The organism is Staphylococcus sp. ACRSN, from assembly GCF_022346615.1.
In the GTDB taxonomy this organism is placed as follows: Bacteria; Bacillota; Bacilli; order Staphylococcales; family Staphylococcaceae; genus Staphylococcus.
Genome location: NZ_JAKRNS010000002.1, coordinates 251,699 through 270,397 on the forward strand (window position 1 = coordinate 251,699; position 18,699 = coordinate 270,397).

Consider the following 18,699-nt stretch of genomic DNA (forward strand, 5'->3'; position numbering starts at 1 on the left):
AATAAGAAATTTTTTGAATTTTTTAGGTCTTAAGCACTATGTCAATTTGAATAAATTCATTTATAATGTACTTATTAATTTAAGTTGAAAACTGAATATAGAATGGGGAATGATAAGCGTGAATCGCTCTAGATTGAATGAAAAAAAGAAAATGGGACTAGGTAAAAAAGTATTTTTATGGCTATTGGGTATTTTAGTACTGTTAGCGTTAGTAGCAGTTATATATTTAGGATATAAGATTTTTTCAGTAGGTGGATCAATCCATAATCCATTAGATAGAGATAAATCATCATTAAGAGATAAAAATGTCAGTTTAGATGATGGAGATGCATTTACAATCGCACTATTTGGTGTAGATTCTGATGCGAAGAGAGCTTCAGAAGGTGATGGACAACGCAGTGATACAATCATGGTGTTATCTATAAATCCTAAAAAGAAAACAACAGAGATTGTAAGTATTCCTAGAGATACGCAAGCAAAGATTGTCGGTAAAGGTACAACAGAGAAAATTAATCATGCTTATGCATATGGTGGTCCAGATATGGCAGTGAAATCCGTTGAAAAATTACTGAATGTGCCAATTGATCACTATGCGACAATTGATATGGATGGAATGAAAGATATGATTGATACGGTCGGTGGCATTGATGTAACAAGTAACGCAACATTCTCGTATAAAAATCATCAGTTTAATAATGGTGAAAAGACACACCTTGATGGAGATGCAGCAATGGCATTCATTAGAAGTAGGAAGGAAAGTGGTGCTGGCGGAGACTTTGGTCGACAAGAGCGTCAACAGCTTGTAATTCAAGGATTAGCTAGTAAATTATCTAGTGTAAATTCAATTACGCACTTTAATTCTATAATGAATCATATTAAAGAAAATGTGAAAACAGACTTATCAATAGGTGAATTAAATACAGTTAGAAGCAATTATAAAGATGCTGACAAGACAGTAAATAAACATCAGTTAGATGGACAAGGTGGCATTCAAGATGATGGACTATATTATTTCGTGCCTAGTCAAAGTTCATTAAGTGAGATTGAATCTAGTATTAAAGATAATTTGGGTATTTATTAAAATCATTTTGATTAAAGGTAAAGGTTGAGTTGTCATAAATGTCTCAACTTAAATTGCCGACAAAGTTTATAGCTTTGTCGGCAATTTTTTTTATGTCTTTTTCATAAGAAGTACTTTAGTCTGTATTATTTGGTTAGTGTTATGCTCACAAGAGTTGTATCAAATCACTGATGATATGATGAAATATCATAGTATGTATAAATATTAGAACTATTTAAATAGTTTCACACTTTTAAAATCAAAAATGATGCTATTGCTTATGATCAATAGCAAAGTTAATATAAACAAAATTTTTAAAATTAATAATATATGCAAAGTAATATTATTAATTGGAATGGCATCTTTTTTAATAATATTAAATAGGGAATAGAAAAGGGAAAGCCTTAACATTCCTATTAAATACGTTTACAATATAAGTAACATTACCAAAAAGTGTGGGGCTTTTGCTATGGAATGTTGTTGAGTAACAACGAAGTCATACAGGCAGAATATAAATATTAAATAGGGGTGAAGCGAATGCAGGAACATTTAATCGTTTCGTTAGATGGAAAAGATTATCTTGTTGAGCCAGGTACAAATCTTTTACAATTTATAAAATCACAAGATACATTTGTTCCTTCAATTTGTTACAACGAATCACTTGGACCAATTCAAACATGTGATACTTGTACAGTGGAAATTGATGGACAAATTGCACGTGCTTGTAGCACGACAATTGATAAACCAATGGTTGTAAATACACAAACAGATAATGTACAAACAAGTCAAAAGGAAGCATTAGATCGAATTTTAGAAAAACATATGTTGTATTGTACAGTTTGTGATTATAACAATGGAGACTGTGAAATTCACAATACAATGGACCAATGGGGACTCGAACATCAGACATACGAATATAAAGAGAAGCCATATGAAAAAGATTATGGTCCATTTTACCGCTATGATCCTAATCAATGTATATTGTGTGGGCGTTGTGTAGAAGTATGCCAAGATGTACAAGTTAATGAAACATTAACGATAGACTGGGAACGTCAACAACCACGTGTTATTTGGGATAATGATACAACAATTAATGACTCATCATGTGTAGGCTGTGGTCAGTGTGCAACAGTCTGTCCTTGTAATGCAATGCTTGAGGTTAACATGGAAGGCAATGCTGGTTATATGACAGATCTTGAACCAGGTTCATTAGAAGCAATGATTGATTTAACTAAAAAAGCAGAACCAGGTTACGGCCCGTTGTTTGCCGTTTCGGATTCAGAAGCGGCGATGAGAGATGAAAGAATTGAAAAAACAAAAACAGTCTGTACTTATTGTGGCGTTGGATGTTCTTTCGATGTGTGGACAAAAGATCGAGAGGTATTAAAAGTACAACCACAACATGAATCACCTGCGAACAAAATTTCATCATGTGTGAAAGGGAAATTCGGGTGGGATTATGTTGATTCAGAGGAACGATTAACAAAACCATTAGTTAGAAAAAATGGCCAATTCGAAGAGGTAGAATGGGAAGAAGCATTAAAAGTAATTTCTGATAATTTTATTAAAGTAAAAGAAAAATTAGGACCAGATGGTTTAGCATTTATCTCATCTTCCAAAGCTACTAATGAAGAATCGTATTTAATGCAAAAGCTAGCACGACAAGTCATTGGTACAAATAACGTCGATAATTGTTCAAGATATTGTCAAGCACCGGCGACTAAAGGGTTATTTAGAACAGTTGGCCATGGCGGTGACTCTGGTTCAATTGAAGATCTTGAAATTGCAGATATGGTTGTCCTTATTGGTACAAATACAGCAGAAGCACACCCTGTAATTGCTTCGAGAATTAAACGAGGGCATAAACTTTATCAAAATACACTTAATGTTTTTGATATTAGAAAGCATGAAATGGCTGAGCGAGCAGATAATTTTTATCAACCAAAGCCAGGCACAGATTTAGTATGGCTATCTGCGGTAACAAAATATATCATCGATAATGACTTACACGACAAAGCGTTTATTGAAGAATGGGTAAATGCGTTTGATGAATATAAGCTATCTCTTGAACCATTTACTATGGAATTTGCTGAAGAAACTACAGGTATATCTAAAGAGGCATTGATAGACTTTGCACACCAAGTTGTTGAAGCTAAGTCAGTATCTATATGTTGGGCAATGGGTGTAACGCAACAAGATATTGGTAGTGATACATCGACTGCGATTTCTAACTTATTATTGGCTACAGGTAATTATAGAAAACCAGGATCAGGTGCATATCCATTGAGAGGACATAACAATGTACAAGGATGTAGTGATATGGGAAGTATGCCAGACCAATATCCTGGTTATCAATTAGTTGATAATGAAGTAGTGAGAGCAAAATTCGAAAAAGAATATGGAGAGTCTTTACCGAATAAACCAGGACGAGATAACCATCAAATGATGGAAGGTATTCACGAAGGTGAGATAGACTCGTTGTATTTGTATGGTGAAGATACAGGTATTGTTGATTCTAATATTAACTTTGTGCAAGCAGCCTTGGAAAAAGTTGGTTTTCTTGTAGTGCAAGACGAATTTTTCACATTCACTGCTTCATATGCAGATGTTGTATTACCAGCTAGTCCATCACTTGAAAAAACAGGAACGTTTACAAATACTGAGCGACGCATACAACGTATATATCAAGCATTAGAACCTAAAGGTGATTCTAAACCGGATTGGCAAATTATACAATCTGTTGCAAAATCATTAGGCTATGATTGGGGATATACGCATCCAAGTCAAATTATGGACGAAGTTGCACGTGTGACGCCATTATACTCAGGGGTGAACTATGATCGTTTAGAAGGCTATAACAGTTTACAGTGGCCAGTTGCAGAGGATGGTACAGATGAACCAACATTGTATTTAGAAAGATTTAATTTTGCAGATGGGAAGGCTAATTTCTATCCATTGTCATTTGATAATTTCTTTAAAGTGAATGAAGTTTATGATTTACATGTGAATAATGGCAGACTGCTAGAACACTTCCATGAGGGTAATATGACATACAAAGTACCAGGTTTAGAATATAAAATGCCTAATACTTTTGTAGAAATCTCACCAGAATTAGCTAAAGATAGAGGTATACATGAAGGGGCAGAAATCAAACTTATCTCCGAAACGGGAGAAGCGGAATTAGTGGCACATGTTACCGATAGAGTAAAAGGAAAAGAAATTTATATTCCATTAAACAACAATGCGATGATTCACGGAGATAAAGGTGCAATTAATTTATTGACAAACAGTGATGTTGATAAAGATACAGATACACCTTCATATAAACGTACGAGTTGTCGAATGGAAGTGAAAACACGTAGAGGGAAATCGCCACTTAACCCTACAAATTTCCGAGTGAATAAACAAAGACAACCTCAATTTAGCGTGAAAGTTGAAGACAAGTGGAAACGTGATGACTATACATTCCCAGGAAGTCAGGTGGACAGATAATGGCTGAAAGAATAACAAAAATCAAACGCATGGAAAAAACCGAAGCGCAAATTAAACAAGAAAGTATGGAAGAAGTGACTGAGGCAATTGCAGCAAATAAGGATAGCATACTAAAGGCTATAAACCTTATTAGTGCATTAGATGATGCTAAGATCTTAGATGCATTGTCTGGAGCAGTTAAGAGTAGAGGTGTGATTGCTAATAAATTTGCAGTGGAATTAAATAAGGAACAATATACAGGGCTTATTTCAAATATGGCTTCGCTCGTATTTTTATTAGGAGATTTAAATGTAAATGATTTATCTTCAATGTTGAATAAAGTAAATAAAGGATTGCATGTTGCAAATCAAGCAAATCCTAATCAAAAAACATCTATTACTGGCTTAATGAGTATATTAAAAGATGATGAAATGAATCGCAGTTTAACATATATGCTTAATATGCTCCGAGGTATGTCGAGATAGTATATGAATAATAAAATTAAACTAGTTAGGTCAAGACTTGAGTTAAGAAATATTCAGTCTTGACCTAATTTTTTGTTTGTAAAATGACATATTGCAAAGTACTTAAATATGATACAATTTCTAATATTAGAGTTTTATTTAAGTTTGAATGATGAGGAGAGGAAGACGTATTAATCCGAAAATGATAAAAATCATGGCAATTATTTCCAATATTATGTTGGTCTTGGGAATTGTGTTTTTGATTACGATGAATATTATGATGGCAATAACGATGTTTGTTGTTTCATTGGCAATAAGCCTCACTATTTTTAATACATTATTTAGAGATAAAAGAGGTATGAAGATTGCTATCAATGTATCATTTGCAATCGTACTTATAGCGATTATTTTTATTTATATAACGCTAACCAAATAATTGTGTAAGTTAGGGAGTTTTTCTAAATATGAACCAATTTATCAAAAATAGGTTTTCGTTTGTATTGTTAATGGTAATTTTAGTGATTTTTGTAATATTACTTGTGATAAATGAGACAAGTTTGTTTGATAATCAAAAAACAACTTCATTCAATGATGCTGTTAGTAAACAAATTGATGGTAATGCATTGAATATGAAAGAAGAACAAGGCCAATTTGTTGATGCTTCAAGAGCTGATGTTAAACAAGCCATGGGTATTGATGATGAATTTGAAAATTTTAATTATATGGATATTTCTGAAAAAGTACCTATGTCTGAACAAGAAATAAACCAGATATTAAAGGATAAAGGCGTTTTAAAAGGTCAAGCTAAATCCTTTCTTAAAGCACAAGAAAAATATGACGTAAACGTGTTATATCTTATTAGTCATGCTTTAGTAGAAACAGGGCATGGTCGTTCAGAATTGGCACAAGGTATTAAAGATGATGGGAAAAAGTATTATAACTTTTTCGGTATTGGTGCATTTGATGAAAATGCAGTGCATACTGGTAGTAGTTATGCGAAGAAACAATCTTGGACAACACCGGGTCAAGCAATAATGGGTGGTGCCAAATTTGTGCGTAAAAATTATTTCGATAAAGAACAAATTACGTTATATCAAATGCGATGGAATCCGAAGTCTCCAGGAGAGCACCAATATGCATCAGATATTGCCTGGGATGGCAACATCGCTCAATTTATGCAACGATACTATGATAAGTTTGGTATTAAAAAGGATCATATCTATAAAGATTATTATTTATAAGACGATATTTATAGCAATTTAAAGGATAACGTAGTATTAGCTACAGTAGTTATCTTTTTTTCTGTGAAAATGAACCATCAAAATGAATTAAAGCAAAAGGTTATATTGTAATAAAAAGTTCAGGGAAATTTGGAGTGAAAATGATGAAGATAGCTATAGTAGGTGCAGGTATAGGTGGTTTAACTACCGCAGCATTACTCAGTGAGCAAGGGCATGAAGTAAAGATATTTGAAAAGAATCAAAAGATATCTGAAATTGGTGCAGGTATTGGCATTGGTGGTAATGTACTAGAAAAATTAGGTGATCATGATTTAGTAAAAGGTATTAGAAATATTGGGCAAGAAATAGAACAAATGGAAGTGTTAGATGATAAAGGAACCGTGTTGTCTAATGTGAAGTTTAAAAAGAAAACTACAAATTTAACTGTTAAAAGACAAGATCTTGTTGATGTAATTCAGTCATATGTGCCAGAAAAGCAAATATTTTTAGGACATCATGTGGTTGCAATCGAAAATGAAGCACTTAAGGTAACCTTGAAGTTTGAAACACAAACAGATGAGGCTTTTGATTTATGCATTGCAGCTGATGGCATTCATTCTACTATTAGACAATCAATTGTACCTAATAGTAAACCTATATATAGAGGTTATACTGTATTTAGAGGATTGATAGAAGACATCAATATTAAATCTACGCATATTGCAAAGGAATACTGGTCATCGAAAGGTAGAGTGGGGATCGTACCGTTATTGAACCACCAAGCTTATTGGTTTATTTCTATTAATGCTAAAGAAAATGATGAGAAATTTAAGACATACGGTAAGCCACACCTACAAGCTAGATTTAATCATTTTCCTAATGAAGTAAGGGCAATGTTGGATAAACAAAGTGAAACGGACATACTGTTACATGATATTTTTGACCTACAGCCACTGAAGACGTTTATCCATCAACGTATAATCTTATTAGGTGACGCAGCGCATGCTACAACGCCTAATATGGGGCAAGGCGCTGGACAAGCCATGGAAGATGCTATTGTTTTAGCAAATTGTATAGCGAGTTATGATTTTGAAGAGGCACTGCAAAGGTATGATAAGTTACGCGTAAAACATGCCAAAAAAGTGATTAAACGTTCTCGTAGAATCGGTAAAATAGCACAAAAATCAAATAAATTGATTATTGCTATACGTAATCTAATCACGAAAATATTACCAAATCAATTTGCAAGTGCTCAGACAAAGTTCTTATTTAAGACAAAAATCAAATAAATATTAATAATAAAGATTTGTATTTTAACGATTGAATAATTATAGCAAAGAGCCGATTGAATTTTTAAAAGTTCAATCGGCTCTTTTTATTAGATAAATGATATAACTTTGAAAATACATTTTATAGTTGAAATAATATATGATAATGATTAATTAACTAAAAATTTTGGCGACTTATCATTTAATTTAGACAAAGTGTCATTTGCAACAATCTTTGCCATCATATCTCTTGATTCAAATGTGGCATTCCCTATATGAGGTGTAATAACTACATTGTTTAGTGACTTTAATTTTTCATTTATTTCTGGTTCAAATTCAAAAACATCTAACGCAGCACCTTCGATTTCTTTATTTTGTAGTGCTGAAACTAATGCTTCTTCATGTACGATAGGTCCTCTCGATGCATTGATTAAATACCCAGTTGATTTCATTAGCTTAAATTGTTCTACATCGATCAAGTGATGTAAATCAGTAGAATAAGCAGCATTAATTGTTACGAAATCAGCATGCTTTAATAATGTATCTAAATCCACATATTTTGCTCCAATTTCACGTTCTTTATCAATTTTTTGATTTGGCCCAGTGTATAAGATATTCATATCAAAAGCTTTTGCTCTTTTAGCTACTGCACCACCAATTTCACCTAAACCGATGATACCGATAGTTTTGCCCGAAACCTCTCTACCTCTGAAAAATAAAGGGGCCCATCCATCAAAACCTTCTGCTCTACATAGCTTATCACCTTCAACAATACGACGTGCGGCTGCCAAGACAAGTCCAAAAGTTAACTCTGCAGTCGAATTTGTAGATGCTTTTGGCGTGTTTGTAACATCGATGTTTTTTTGACGCGCGTAATCTGTATCAACATTGTTAAAGCCAGCACCATAATTCGCTATGATTTTCAAATTGGAACCCGCATCAATAATTGCTTGATTAACATTTGTAGATAAAAGGCTAATTAATGCATCAGCATCTTTGACGCCTTCTTTTAATGTATCTTGATCAATAATCCCTTTACCATCATACATTTCAACTTCAACGCCTGCATTTTCTAATACTTTCAGTCCTGCATCAGGTATTGGTCCTGCGATATATACTTTTACCATGAATAATCACTTCCTTTAATATAAAGTATAGTAAATAAACAAAGTCTAAACAAATTTTTATTATTGAAATTTGAGAGAAAATAAATGATTTGTATTCGCTTTCATTTTATGCATGTATCCACTACAAAATAGCTATCACGAAATTTGAAACATTAATATTAACTTGTTAATTTAAGTCCAACAATCGAAAGTATGATTAGACAGATGAAAAATATACGTTTAGTATTTTTGGCTTCATTATAAACGAGCATACCTACTAATGTACCACCACCAGTTCCAATACCACTCCAAATTGCATATGCAGTACCCATAGGAATAGAATTCATCGCTAATTTCAAGGTGCTAAAACTGCAAATAAAGGCGATACCTAAAACTATGATAAGTGATTTTTTCTTTGTTCTTGTGATTTCATTAAGGATAATGACACCAACAACTTCTAATAAACCTGCAATTAATAAGATAATCCAACTCATTGGCTTTCTACCTCCGAAGTTGATAATTTGAGACCAATAATACCAATAACTAATAGACATATGAGCATCAGTTTAATTATATTCAATGGGTCACCAAAAATGAGCATATCTACAATAACTGTACCAACCGACCCTATACCGACGAAAACAGCATAAACAGTTCCTACGGGTAAGGATTTACACGCTGATATGACTAAAAAGAAGCTAAGACCAATTATAATAACGACTATGGTCCAACTCCAAATTGAATCCGCAATATTTAAACCAGTAACCCATAATACTTCTATTAATCCAGCCAATATTACTTTTAACCACTGCATGATACAACCTCCTAAAATATAAGAAACGTAACCATTTTCTCAAAGTTATACGTAAACTGCAATAAGCTACTTTATAAAAACAAGTTTAAAATATGATTTTACTATAATTATGCAATATAAAAAGAAGATAAAGGAGCTTAATGATGCTATAGGGAGCATACATGTTCAAAATCGCAAAATAATATATAAAAAAGAGCGCTAATCCATGAGATTAGCGCTCTTTTTTTGAGAATAGAGATTTATATCCCAGTCTCTATAGTTTTAATAAAGTTGTAGCGATATATTTAAATGTTTAGTAATTAGTTTAAGTGGATATAGTTGTAAGAACTAGCTTCACTTGATGAAATTGTACGTTCGCTTACTGAGTATGGTCCACCACCATAGTTCATTTCAGAAACTGTTACTGAACCATCACTTGAAACGTTTTTTACATATGCAACGTGGCCATATGGTCCAGAGTTTGATTGTAAGATTGAACCTTGTTCTGGTGAGTTATTTACTGTGTAACCAGCTGAAGATGCAGCTGAAGCCCAGTTGTTTGCATTTCCCCATGTAGAACCAATTTCTCCGTTTACTTGATCATAAACGTACCAAGTACATTGACCTGCTGTATATAAATTACCACTTGAAGTAGACTGTGTTGTGCTTTCGTTAGTAGATTGAGTTTGAGTTTGTTCTGCAGCGTCAGCTTCATGTCCTTGATCTAATCCTAACATTGCTGCTCCGATACCTGCTGTTAATGTTGTAGCTGTTAATAATTTTTTCATTTTAAAAAGTCCTCCCAAAAGTCATCATTCATAAAATAACTTTTATCTATAATTAATTTAAGTTGAATGTTTTTTCGTCTGTGCTTTTTAACGACAAATAACACTCTAACAGATGAATTTGCTTTTGTGTGCAATGTTACGTCTTTGTAAACCAATTAAAAAAACCTCACATGTCATTGTAATAAATGAATAGTGAGGTTACATTATGAAATATTCTCTAATTATGTTGGCACTAAAGGTATTTAGTGTATTTCGAAACTAAGAAATACAATGGATTATTACACGACTTGTAAAAAGTCTTAATATTTAGATTACTTTTATTTAATAAATCTAATAGACAAAGGTGCTAAATAATCTTCTCCATTATATGATTTTACTGCAGCAATTATTGTGAATACGATTATTAATATAGAGATTATTGGTAAAATAATAAAGCCAACTAATATAAATAGAGATAGTGTTCCAACAATCGTCCAAATAAAGTAGGATAAAAAGAAATTAAAATAATTTTTCCCAGCACGATCTACAAAGGGCGATTCATCACGTTTGATTAACCAAATAATTAGTGGCCCGATAATTGAAGTGAAAAAACTTAAGATGTAAATTAACATTGCCATCAATCGTGCTTCATTGTCTGTTTCTTCTATAATTGTCGAATGGCCGTTCTTATCAAATTCTGACATAATATTTCCTCCTTTTTAATTTATTTATACCTAAATAAGACTTAAATATAAATATTAACACACATTAAACTATGGAATATCAGAAATAGTCATTACTAATTTCTCATATGTTTAAAAAATAGCTAAATTTCAACCTTATTATTATAAATAGTGCTTTTATATCGAAGCATATATTATCTAGCTTAGTTTAGATTATAATATAAGATTACTTTGTTTGTTAGACAAAATATTAAAAACATCCAGTTTAATAAAATTAACCATATAGCATTTATGAAAATTAAAAGGATGTCTTATAGTCAATTCGAATCAACATTTCTAATAAAATAGTATGTATAAAACGAAACATTTAGAAATCAAAATCAAATGTCTCTACAATTATAATAATCTTATCGAATAGATCCTAAAAATTTCATATCCTATTTTAAATTATTATTTAAAAAGCATACAGTTGAATCGATAAAAATTTTGTTATTTAAATCAAGTTTAATAGAAATATTTTGATTGAGTGCAATTGTTTATAGCTGTTTATTACAGGTTATACATTAAAGTAATGTGTATATATCAAAATAAAGAGAGAAGGTTGAATATGAAAATCGCTATTGTAGGATCTGGTAATGGTGCTGTCACAGCAGCATTAGATATGAAAAGTAAGGGGCATGAGGTGAAACTATATTGTAGAAATCAATCCATACATAAATTTGATAAAGCAATTGAACAGGGTGGTTTCACTTTTAACAATGAAGGAGAATCACATTTTGTTGAATTTACAGATATTAGTGATGATATGTCTTATGTATTAAATGAAGCAGAAGTGGTTCAAATAATTATTCCATCATCCTTTATTGAACATTATGCTCATACCATGGCACCATTTTTAAAAACTGAACAACTTATATTTTTTAATATGGCAGCAGCAATGGGGTCAATTAGACTTTTAAATGTTTTAGAAGATATGCATATTGATACAAAACCAAAATTTGCAGAAGTTAATACTTTAACATATGGTACTAGAGTTAATTTTGACGAAGCTACTGTGAATTTATCTTTAAATGTTAGAAAAGTTCATTTTTCAACATATAATAAAGCAAATTTAAGTGAAAGTTTTGAAAAAATAGAGAAGCTATATCCTTATATTGTTAAAGAGGAAAGTTTATGGAAGACAAATCTAGAAAATGGAAATCCAGAAGTGCATCCTGGGCCAACTTTATTAAATGTTGGAAGAATTGATTATTCTGAAGATTTTTCGTTATACGCTGAAGGTATAACAACACATACAGTTAGATTATTACATGCAGTTGAATTAGAACGACTGACATTAGGACGTAAACTTGGGTTTGAATTATCAACTGCGAAAGAAGCAAGAATAGAGCGTGGAAATTTAGAACGTGTTGATGAAGATGAACCACTCAACCGTTTATTTAATAATAGTCCAGTATTTTCTCAAATAAAAGGACCAAACCAAGTTAAAAATCGCTATTTAACTGAGGATATCGCATTTGGATTAGTTTTATGGTCAAGCTTGGGTAGCCATATCGGTGTTCCAACGCCTAACATTGATGCAATTATAACAATAGCCTCTACGATACTTGAAAGAGATTTCTTTGAAGAAGGGTTAACATTATCAGAATTAGGCATTGATAAATTAGGTTTAGATTAGTTTATGAACATAGTTTTTAAAAGGGGGCACAAGCAATGACGAGGCAACCAACATTTATTGAAGCAATTTCTACAATATTAGTTATGATTTTTATAGTAATAACAGGTTTTGTAGGATTTGATATACCAATACAAGCATTGTTGATTTTAGCATCTGCTTATGCAGCATGGATAGCAAGAAGAGTTGGATTGAAATGGAATGATTTAGAAGAAGGTATAACGCATAGATTGGCAACTGCGATGCCTGCGATATTTATAATATTAGCAGTTGGTATTATCGTAGGGAGTTGGATGTATTCTGGAACTGTACCTGCATTAATTTATTATGGATTAGAATTTTTGAATCCAAATTTATTTTTAGTGTCTGCTTTTATTATATGTGCAATTACATCAGTTGCAACAGGCACAGCATGGGGATCGGCATCGACGGCAGGTATTGCACTCATGGCAATTGCCAGTCAATTACATATTCCACAAGGTATGGCAGCAGGTGCTATTATAGCAGGTTCCGTATTTGGAGATAAGATGTCACCACTTTCAGATACGACGAATTTAGCCGCGCTCGTTACAAAAGTTAATATATTTAGTCATATAAGAGCGATGATATGGACAACTGTACCTGCTTCAATTGTTGGTATAGTTGTATGGTACTTTGTAGGTCTTCAATTTAAAGGAAATACAAACTCGGCAAAAATCAATCAATTATTAGATGAATTGACACATATTTATACAATTAATATTTGGGTGTGGATACCTATTATTGTTATTATATTATGCTTAGCATTAAAAATGGCGACTGTGCCATCCATGTTAATATCTAGTTTAAGCGCAATAATCGTAGGAAGTATTAATAATAAATTCAATATAATTGATGGTTTTAAAACTTCATTTAATGGGTTTAATCAGTCTATGATTCCAACATCCGATCATTTATCGGATAAAACAATTACGTTAATTGAACAAGGCGGTATGATGAGTATGACTGAAATTGTCGTTACAATATTTTGTGGTTATGCATTTGCAGGAATTGTAGAAAAGGCAGGATGTTTAGATGTCATCTTGCAAAAAATTTCTAAAAATATCAATTCCGTAGGACAATTGATACTTACAACAATCATTGGTGGATTGATTATGGTATTAGCTGCAGGTGTCGCTTCAGTCGTAATTATTATGGTCGGTGTATTAATGTTAGAAATGTATAATAAAATGGATTTGGATCGAACAAATTTATCAAGAACACTAGAGGATTCAGGGACGATGATAATTCCGCTTATTCCGTGGGGAACATCTGGAATTTATTACACACAGCAGTTAGGTGTAACAGTTGATCAATTCTTTATTTGGACTGTACCATGTTATCTATGTATTTGTTTTGCATTGTTTTATGGTTTTACTGGCATAGGAATAAAAAAAGTTAAGCAATCAAGATAGATTATAAATACCCAATTTACGATTCAATTACTAAGCGTGTGAGAATTTTTTAATTCGATAGTGAATTGATTGAGTGATGAGGGTATTTTTATGATTTAAAAGAACAGTTATTACACTTTAAGGTGAATGTAAAATTAATAAATTTCTAAATAGAAGTTTAAACAGTTATATTTGGGATATAAATTAATATGAATGAGATGATATGAATTTGAGTAAAGTGATAATTGTAGCGATATTACTTTAATTATCTAGATATTCATCGATAATTCAATGTAGGTAAAGATTTAAAATATCCTTCTATAATCTATTTTAATCGGTTTTATATTGTATATTGTAGCGATGGTGCAATATAAGACCGGTTCTCGTATTTTAAAAATAAGACAAAATAAAAAAAGACAATCCTTAATTAGGATTGCCTTGTTCATATTATAATTAGTGGATGTAATTGTAACTTGAAGCTTCACTTGATGAAATTGTACGTGAAGTAACTACACCAGGACCTTGACCATAGTTCATTTCAGAAACTGTGATTGAACCGTCACTGTTTACATTTTCAACGTAAGCAACGTGACCGTATGCTCCAGCTGAACTTTGTAAGATTGCACCTTGTGAAGGTGAGTTGTTTACAGTGTAACCTGAAGAAGCAGCAGCGCTTGCCCAGTTGTTAGCATTGCCCCAAGTTGAACCAATTTTACCGCCAACTTTGTCGTATACATAGTATGTACATTGACCAGCAGTGTATAGGTTGCTTGATGAACCTGAAGTGCTAGAAATTGAAATTGATGAACTTGATGATTTAGATGAACTTGATGGTGCGCTTGTAGTTGATACTTTTATGTTATGGCTAGAAGTTGAGCTTGAAACTGAAGCGCCTTTTCCACCTGTTGATTGATTGTTTGCTGTATATGATTGCTTACCATAGCTATTCCCAGTAGCATATGAAGCATTTTGATTAGAGTTACTATAGTTACTGTGACCTTGGTCAGCTTCACTAGGGTTCCAGTTACCTTTCCAATCGTAGTGGTATGCACCTTGTTGATCGATTGTATAAGAGTACTCGTATGATGATGGATCGTTTGGATTGTATCCACCATTGTTATTTTCTGCTGCATCTGCATCGTGGTGTGCAAAACCAAATGTAGCGATTCCTGCAGTTGCGATTGTAGCTGTAGCGATTTTCTTCATTATAAAATATCCTCCTAGAATTTCTTTCTATTTATTATTTATTCGTAATGCTATTCCCAGTCTCTAACGACAATAAGTTTTATTTTTTATGTTTCGCTGTTTCAACGACAAGAAATACTTTATCAGAAAAAACCACCTTTGTGTGCATTGTTATCGTTTTGTAATTTAGTTCTAATAATTTTACCTTATGTGTAACAAAACAAATACGTATTATGTCATTGAAAACACTTGATTTATAAGGTTTTCGATTTGTTTAGTGTATTGTTACAACATCAATTATTACAGCGCTGTAAAATAACAGAAAATTACAAAACATAAATAATTAGGTAAAATAAAAAAATATAAATACAAAATAACAAAACTTTTATCGTGCAAAAGTATGTCACCTTATACATAAAATTTAGATAGTGAGCATAGGTATTGACACATTAATAGGAAAGTTTTAATATTTAGGTATAAAAATTATACTAGATGTGGAGGTGTCATATTGAAAATAGAGATTGGATTAACATCATTTGCAGATAATGGTGATATTTATACGGAACGGGGAAAAGAGTCTGCTATTAGTAATGCACAGAGAATACGTAATATAGTAGAAGAAATAGAAACTGCTGATCGCCATGGTTTAGATGTTTATGGTTTAGGAGAACATCATAGACCAGATTATGCAGTATCAGATCCTGTTACTGTATTAGCAACTGCTGCTCGCAATACGAAAAATATAAAGTTAAGTAGTGCTGTTACAGTATTGTCTTCCGATGATCCTGTTAGAGTTTATGAACGATTTTCTACATTAAATGCAGTCTCAGATGGACGTGCAGAAATTATGGTTGGAAGAGGTTCATTTATAGAATCATTTCCATTATTTGGATATAAACTTGACGATTATGAGCAACTATTTAATGAAAAAATAGATTTATTAATGAATATCAACCAGAATGAACTTGTAAATTGGGAAGGAAATTTAAGACCTTCCATACAAAATTTAGGTGTATATCCTAGAGCTGAATTTAACCCAATACCAATTTCTATTGCTACTGGTGGTACACCCGAATCATCTTTAAAAGCAGGAGCATTAGGTTTACCTATAACTTATGCTATAATTGGTGGAGATCCAAAAAGATTTGCTAGAAATATAGATATGTATAAGTCTATAGCTGAATCTTACGGACATAAAGTAGATGAATTGCAAATTGCAACACATTCATGGGGATATATAGCCGAAACAGATGAACAAGCAAAAAGAGAATTTTTCCCGTCTGTAAAGGCGAGCCATGATGTATTAGCAAAAGAACGTGGATGGCCACCATACGACGAAAACAGTTTTGATAGAGAGGCTGGTCCGAATGGTGCACTTTATGTAGGTAGTCCTGAAACGGTTGCACAAAAAATTATTGATACTATAGAAACACTAGGCATAACACGTTTCATGCTGCATACCCCTGTAGGTTCGATGCCACATGAAAGAACGCTTAATACAATTGAATTGTTGGCAAATCGTGTGAAACCTATTGTAAATAAATATTTTGAAAATAAATAGAAGGAGCGTTTTTAATGATATTACGTTATTTAACAAATTTAAAATTAGCAAAAGAATTATATGGTGCTGCAAAGCCTAAATTAAAAGGTGACCAATCAATGAAAGATACTTTTGAAGAAGTATTTAACTTGCCTTCAAGTGCAGTACCTTTAGCTGGAGCTGTAGAAGCGTTAAGCGCAATTTTCTTTGTGTTAAGCTTTGGTAGTAAAAAGATTTCTCGTATTGGTTCATTATTAGCTATTTCAGTGTTAGGTGTAGCAGCTTATAAACATTTTGAAGCTGGACACGGTAAAGCAGGGGCTAAACATGCGTTAGATCTTACTGGATTAGCAACATTAAGTCTTTTAGATACAGTAGACTGTAAAAAGAAATAATTTAAATAATAAGTTTTTCGATAAATTTTAAGGAATGATTTAAACTGCTAGCGAAGTATTTAACTTTGTTGGCAGTTTTTTTATTATCTTGAGTGGAAGGTTTCAATCTATAGTTTATTATACATATACAAGTTAGCTTAATTTTATTTTAGAGTGCTAAGAATAAAAGGATATTAAGAAGGGGATTGAACATTAAAAGAGTTGCGATTATTAACTAAAACCAAATTAAAGCACTTTTTATTAATAAAATGTTACTTTAACTACTAAAGTTTAATTTTTAAAAGTAAATATTAAAATAATAGTAGGTATTCTTCACATTTTTTATAGCTGCTTATATTGAATAAAAAGTGTGAAATAGTATAAAATTATTATATTAATATATAAGAATCACTTTGATATATATTAACATCCAGAATGAACACAAGGAGTGGTTATATGAAAGAGCAAAAATTCAAATCATTAAATGAACTCATAGCGACTTACCAACAAGGTAAGAAATTCTTTAAGGGTTCTAAAAAGCAGTTTAAGTTAAATTATGAAGAAATTTATATTTTGAATTATATATATAATTGTGATTCAAATGAAATAACTGCTAAAGAAATCGCACAATCTTCTGATCTTAAACCATACTATTTAACAAAAGCATTGCAAAAACTTATAAAATTGGAATATTTGAGCAAAAAGAGAAGTGAAATCGATGAAAGAACTGTAGTTGTATTTATTGATGAGAAGCAACGTAAGAGTATTACGAATATTATTGAAATACTTCAAACACAACTTTAATCATTGGAAATACTAAGATAGTATTTCTAATATGTTGGTCGTTCAATTAATAAAACTTGATTCAAATAGCTAAATAGATGATACAATCTTGTTTTTAATTTGAAATAAACCCCGAAATACTTACTTTATAAAAAACAAACTGTTGATCTGAAAATTATTTCAGCAACAGTTTGTTTTTATTTTGATGAAATTTGCAAATGTCTTGTAGTTTTATTTTCCAATTTAGCAAATATGATTTCAAAGCAGATTGCGAGTAACCAATAAAAAGCTGCAGCAACAGAGTATACAGGTATAAAGCGATAACCTTCGTTTGCTATTACATGACTTACTGCCATTATTTCAGTTACTTGAACTGCAAATGCTAAAGATGTACCTTTTAGTAACATTATGAATTGATTTTCAATATTAGGCAACGCATAACCAAATGCTTGCGGTAAAACAATTCGTCTATAAATATTAATTTTAGATAAACCAACTGTTTCTGCTGATTCAATTTGACTATACGAGACAGATTGTAATCCACCTTTAATTGACTCACTTAAATATGCAACGGCATGTAAAGAAAAAACAATAAGTGAAATGATTAAAGGCGAGAACATATCTGGATTAATAGAAAAATGAAATTGATCATTCAAAAGTAAAATAAATGACGGTAAACCATAGTAGACAATAAATAATTGCACAATTAGTGGTGTGCTTCTGAAAAATGAATTATAAACAATGATGAGTTGTGATAACACGGGAATCTTTTTTAAACGTATAATGGCAAAAAAAGTACCGATTAACAATCCAAATATGATTGCAACAAGGGTTATAATTAATGTGTTTGGGACGCCTTTTAATACTTCAAGTATCGTATATAGAATAAATGACATCT

17 protein-coding genes and 1 pseudogene are annotated in these 18,699 nt (G+C 31.8%); 11 read left to right on the forward strand and 7 right to left on the reverse strand.

Annotation, left to right across the window (positions count from 1 at the left end):
* The first annotated feature begins 109 nt into the window (after positions 1–109).
* From MHZ36_RS02905 to MHZ36_RS02930, 6 genes are all read left to right on the forward strand, one after another.
* Positions 110–1,081 (forward strand): LCP family glycopolymer transferase, encoded by a 972-nt coding sequence (locus tag MHZ36_RS02905; protein WP_239229509.1) that lies wholly within the window; start codon positions 110–112, stop codon positions 1,079–1,081.
* A gap of 516 nt (positions 1,082–1,597) precedes the next feature.
* The gene (gene fdhF / locus MHZ36_RS02910) at positions 1,598–4,552 is read left to right on the forward strand and encodes a formate dehydrogenase subunit alpha (protein ID WP_239229510.1); all 2,955 of its coding nucleotides are present in this window, start codon (positions 1,598–1,600) and stop codon (positions 4,550–4,552) included.
* Entirely contained in the window at positions 4,552–5,016 is a 465-nt protein-coding gene (locus MHZ36_RS02915) for a helical membrane plugin domain-containing protein (RefSeq protein WP_239229511.1), read from the forward strand. Before fdhF ends, MHZ36_RS02915 begins: the two co-directional genes overlap by 1 nt.
* Positions 5,017–5,164: 148 nt before the next feature.
* Positions 5,165–5,431 carry a hypothetical protein gene (locus MHZ36_RS02920; protein WP_239229512.1) on the forward strand — a complete coding sequence of 89 codons (267 nt, stop codon included), beginning with the start codon at positions 5,165–5,167 and terminating at the stop codon, positions 5,429–5,431.
* 28 nt (positions 5,432–5,459) lie between these two features.
* Complete coding sequence (locus MHZ36_RS02925) at positions 5,460–6,236, forward strand: N-acetylglucosaminidase (RefSeq protein WP_239229513.1); 777 nt, start codon at positions 5,460–5,462, stop codon at positions 6,234–6,236.
* A 143-nt stretch (positions 6,237–6,379) separates the two neighbouring features.
* Positions 6,380–7,504 carry an FAD-dependent monooxygenase gene (locus MHZ36_RS02930; protein ID WP_239229514.1) on the forward strand — a complete coding sequence of 375 codons (1,125 nt, stop codon included), beginning with the start codon at positions 6,380–6,382 and terminating at the stop codon, positions 7,502–7,504.
* 149 nt (positions 7,505–7,653) lie between these two features.
* Here MHZ36_RS02930 and MHZ36_RS02935 read toward each other — a convergent pair whose 3' ends face one another.
* The 5 genes from MHZ36_RS02935 to MHZ36_RS02955 all read right to left on the reverse strand — a co-directional run bounded on the left by MHZ36_RS02935 (position 7,654) and on the right by MHZ36_RS02955 (position 10,853).
* Entirely contained in the window at positions 7,654–8,610 is a 957-nt protein-coding gene (locus MHZ36_RS02935; RefSeq protein ID WP_239229516.1) for an NAD(P)-dependent oxidoreductase, read from the reverse strand.
* A 158-nt stretch (positions 8,611–8,768) separates the two neighbouring features.
* Entirely contained in the window at positions 8,769–9,083 is a 315-nt protein-coding gene (locus MHZ36_RS02940) for a DMT family transporter (RefSeq protein ID WP_239229518.1), read from the reverse strand.
* Positions 9,080–9,403: a DMT family transporter gene (locus MHZ36_RS02945; protein ID WP_239229520.1), complete on the reverse strand. Its 324-nt coding sequence runs from the start codon at positions 9,401–9,403 to the stop codon at positions 9,080–9,082. Before MHZ36_RS02945 ends, MHZ36_RS02940 begins: the two co-directional genes overlap by 4 nt.
* Before the next feature lie 299 nt (positions 9,404–9,702).
* Positions 9,703–10,170, reverse strand: a complete 468-nt coding sequence (locus MHZ36_RS02950; protein ID WP_239229522.1) for a CHAP domain-containing protein — start codon at positions 10,168–10,170, stop codon at positions 9,703–9,705.
* Positions 10,171–10,487: 317 nt separating this feature from the next.
* The gene (locus MHZ36_RS02955) at positions 10,488–10,853 is read right to left on the reverse strand and encodes a DUF4870 domain-containing protein (protein ID WP_239229524.1); all 366 of its coding nucleotides are present in this window, start codon (positions 10,851–10,853) and stop codon (positions 10,488–10,490) included.
* Positions 10,854–11,439: 586 nt separating this feature from the next.
* On the opposite strand from MHZ36_RS02955, the gene MHZ36_RS02960 reads away from it, so the two are divergent.
* A complete protein-coding gene (locus MHZ36_RS02960) occupies positions 11,440–12,510 on the forward strand; it encodes an NAD/NADP-dependent octopine/nopaline dehydrogenase family protein (RefSeq protein WP_239229525.1) in 1,071 nt (356 codons plus the stop codon).
* Between the two features lie 35 nt (positions 12,511–12,545).
* Positions 12,546–13,940 (forward strand): Na+/H+ antiporter NhaC, encoded by a 1,395-nt coding sequence (gene nhaC, locus MHZ36_RS02965; RefSeq protein WP_239229526.1) that lies wholly within the window; start codon positions 12,546–12,548, stop codon positions 13,938–13,940.
* A 432-nt stretch (positions 13,941–14,372) separates the two neighbouring features.
* Here the strand turns inward: nhaC and MHZ36_RS14410 are convergent.
* Positions 14,373–14,693: pseudogene (locus MHZ36_RS14410) on the reverse strand (CHAP domain-containing protein); the annotation flags it as partial.
* A gap of 919 nt (positions 14,694–15,612) precedes the next feature.
* Here MHZ36_RS14410 and MHZ36_RS02975 point away from each other — a divergent pair.
* From MHZ36_RS02975 to MHZ36_RS02985, 3 genes are all read left to right on the forward strand, one after another.
* Positions 15,613–16,665 (forward strand): LLM class flavin-dependent oxidoreductase, encoded by a 1,053-nt coding sequence (locus MHZ36_RS02975; protein WP_239229528.1) that lies wholly within the window; start codon positions 15,613–15,615, stop codon positions 16,663–16,665.
* Between the two features lie 14 nt (positions 16,666–16,679).
* Positions 16,680–17,039 (forward strand): hypothetical protein, encoded by a 360-nt coding sequence (locus tag MHZ36_RS02980; RefSeq protein WP_239229529.1) that lies wholly within the window; start codon positions 16,680–16,682, stop codon positions 17,037–17,039.
* Positions 17,040–17,474: 435 nt separating this feature from the next.
* Complete coding sequence (locus MHZ36_RS02985; RefSeq protein WP_239229530.1) at positions 17,475–17,822, forward strand: transcriptional regulator, SarA/Rot family; 348 nt, start codon at positions 17,475–17,477, stop codon at positions 17,820–17,822.
* 176 nt (positions 17,823–17,998) lie between these two features.
* Here the strand turns inward: MHZ36_RS02985 and MHZ36_RS02990 are convergent, their stop codons facing one another.
* Positions 17,999–18,697: an amino acid ABC transporter permease gene (locus MHZ36_RS02990; protein ID WP_239229531.1), complete on the reverse strand. Its 699-nt coding sequence runs from the start codon at positions 18,695–18,697 to the stop codon at positions 17,999–18,001.
* Positions 18,698–18,699 lie beyond the last annotated feature (2 nt).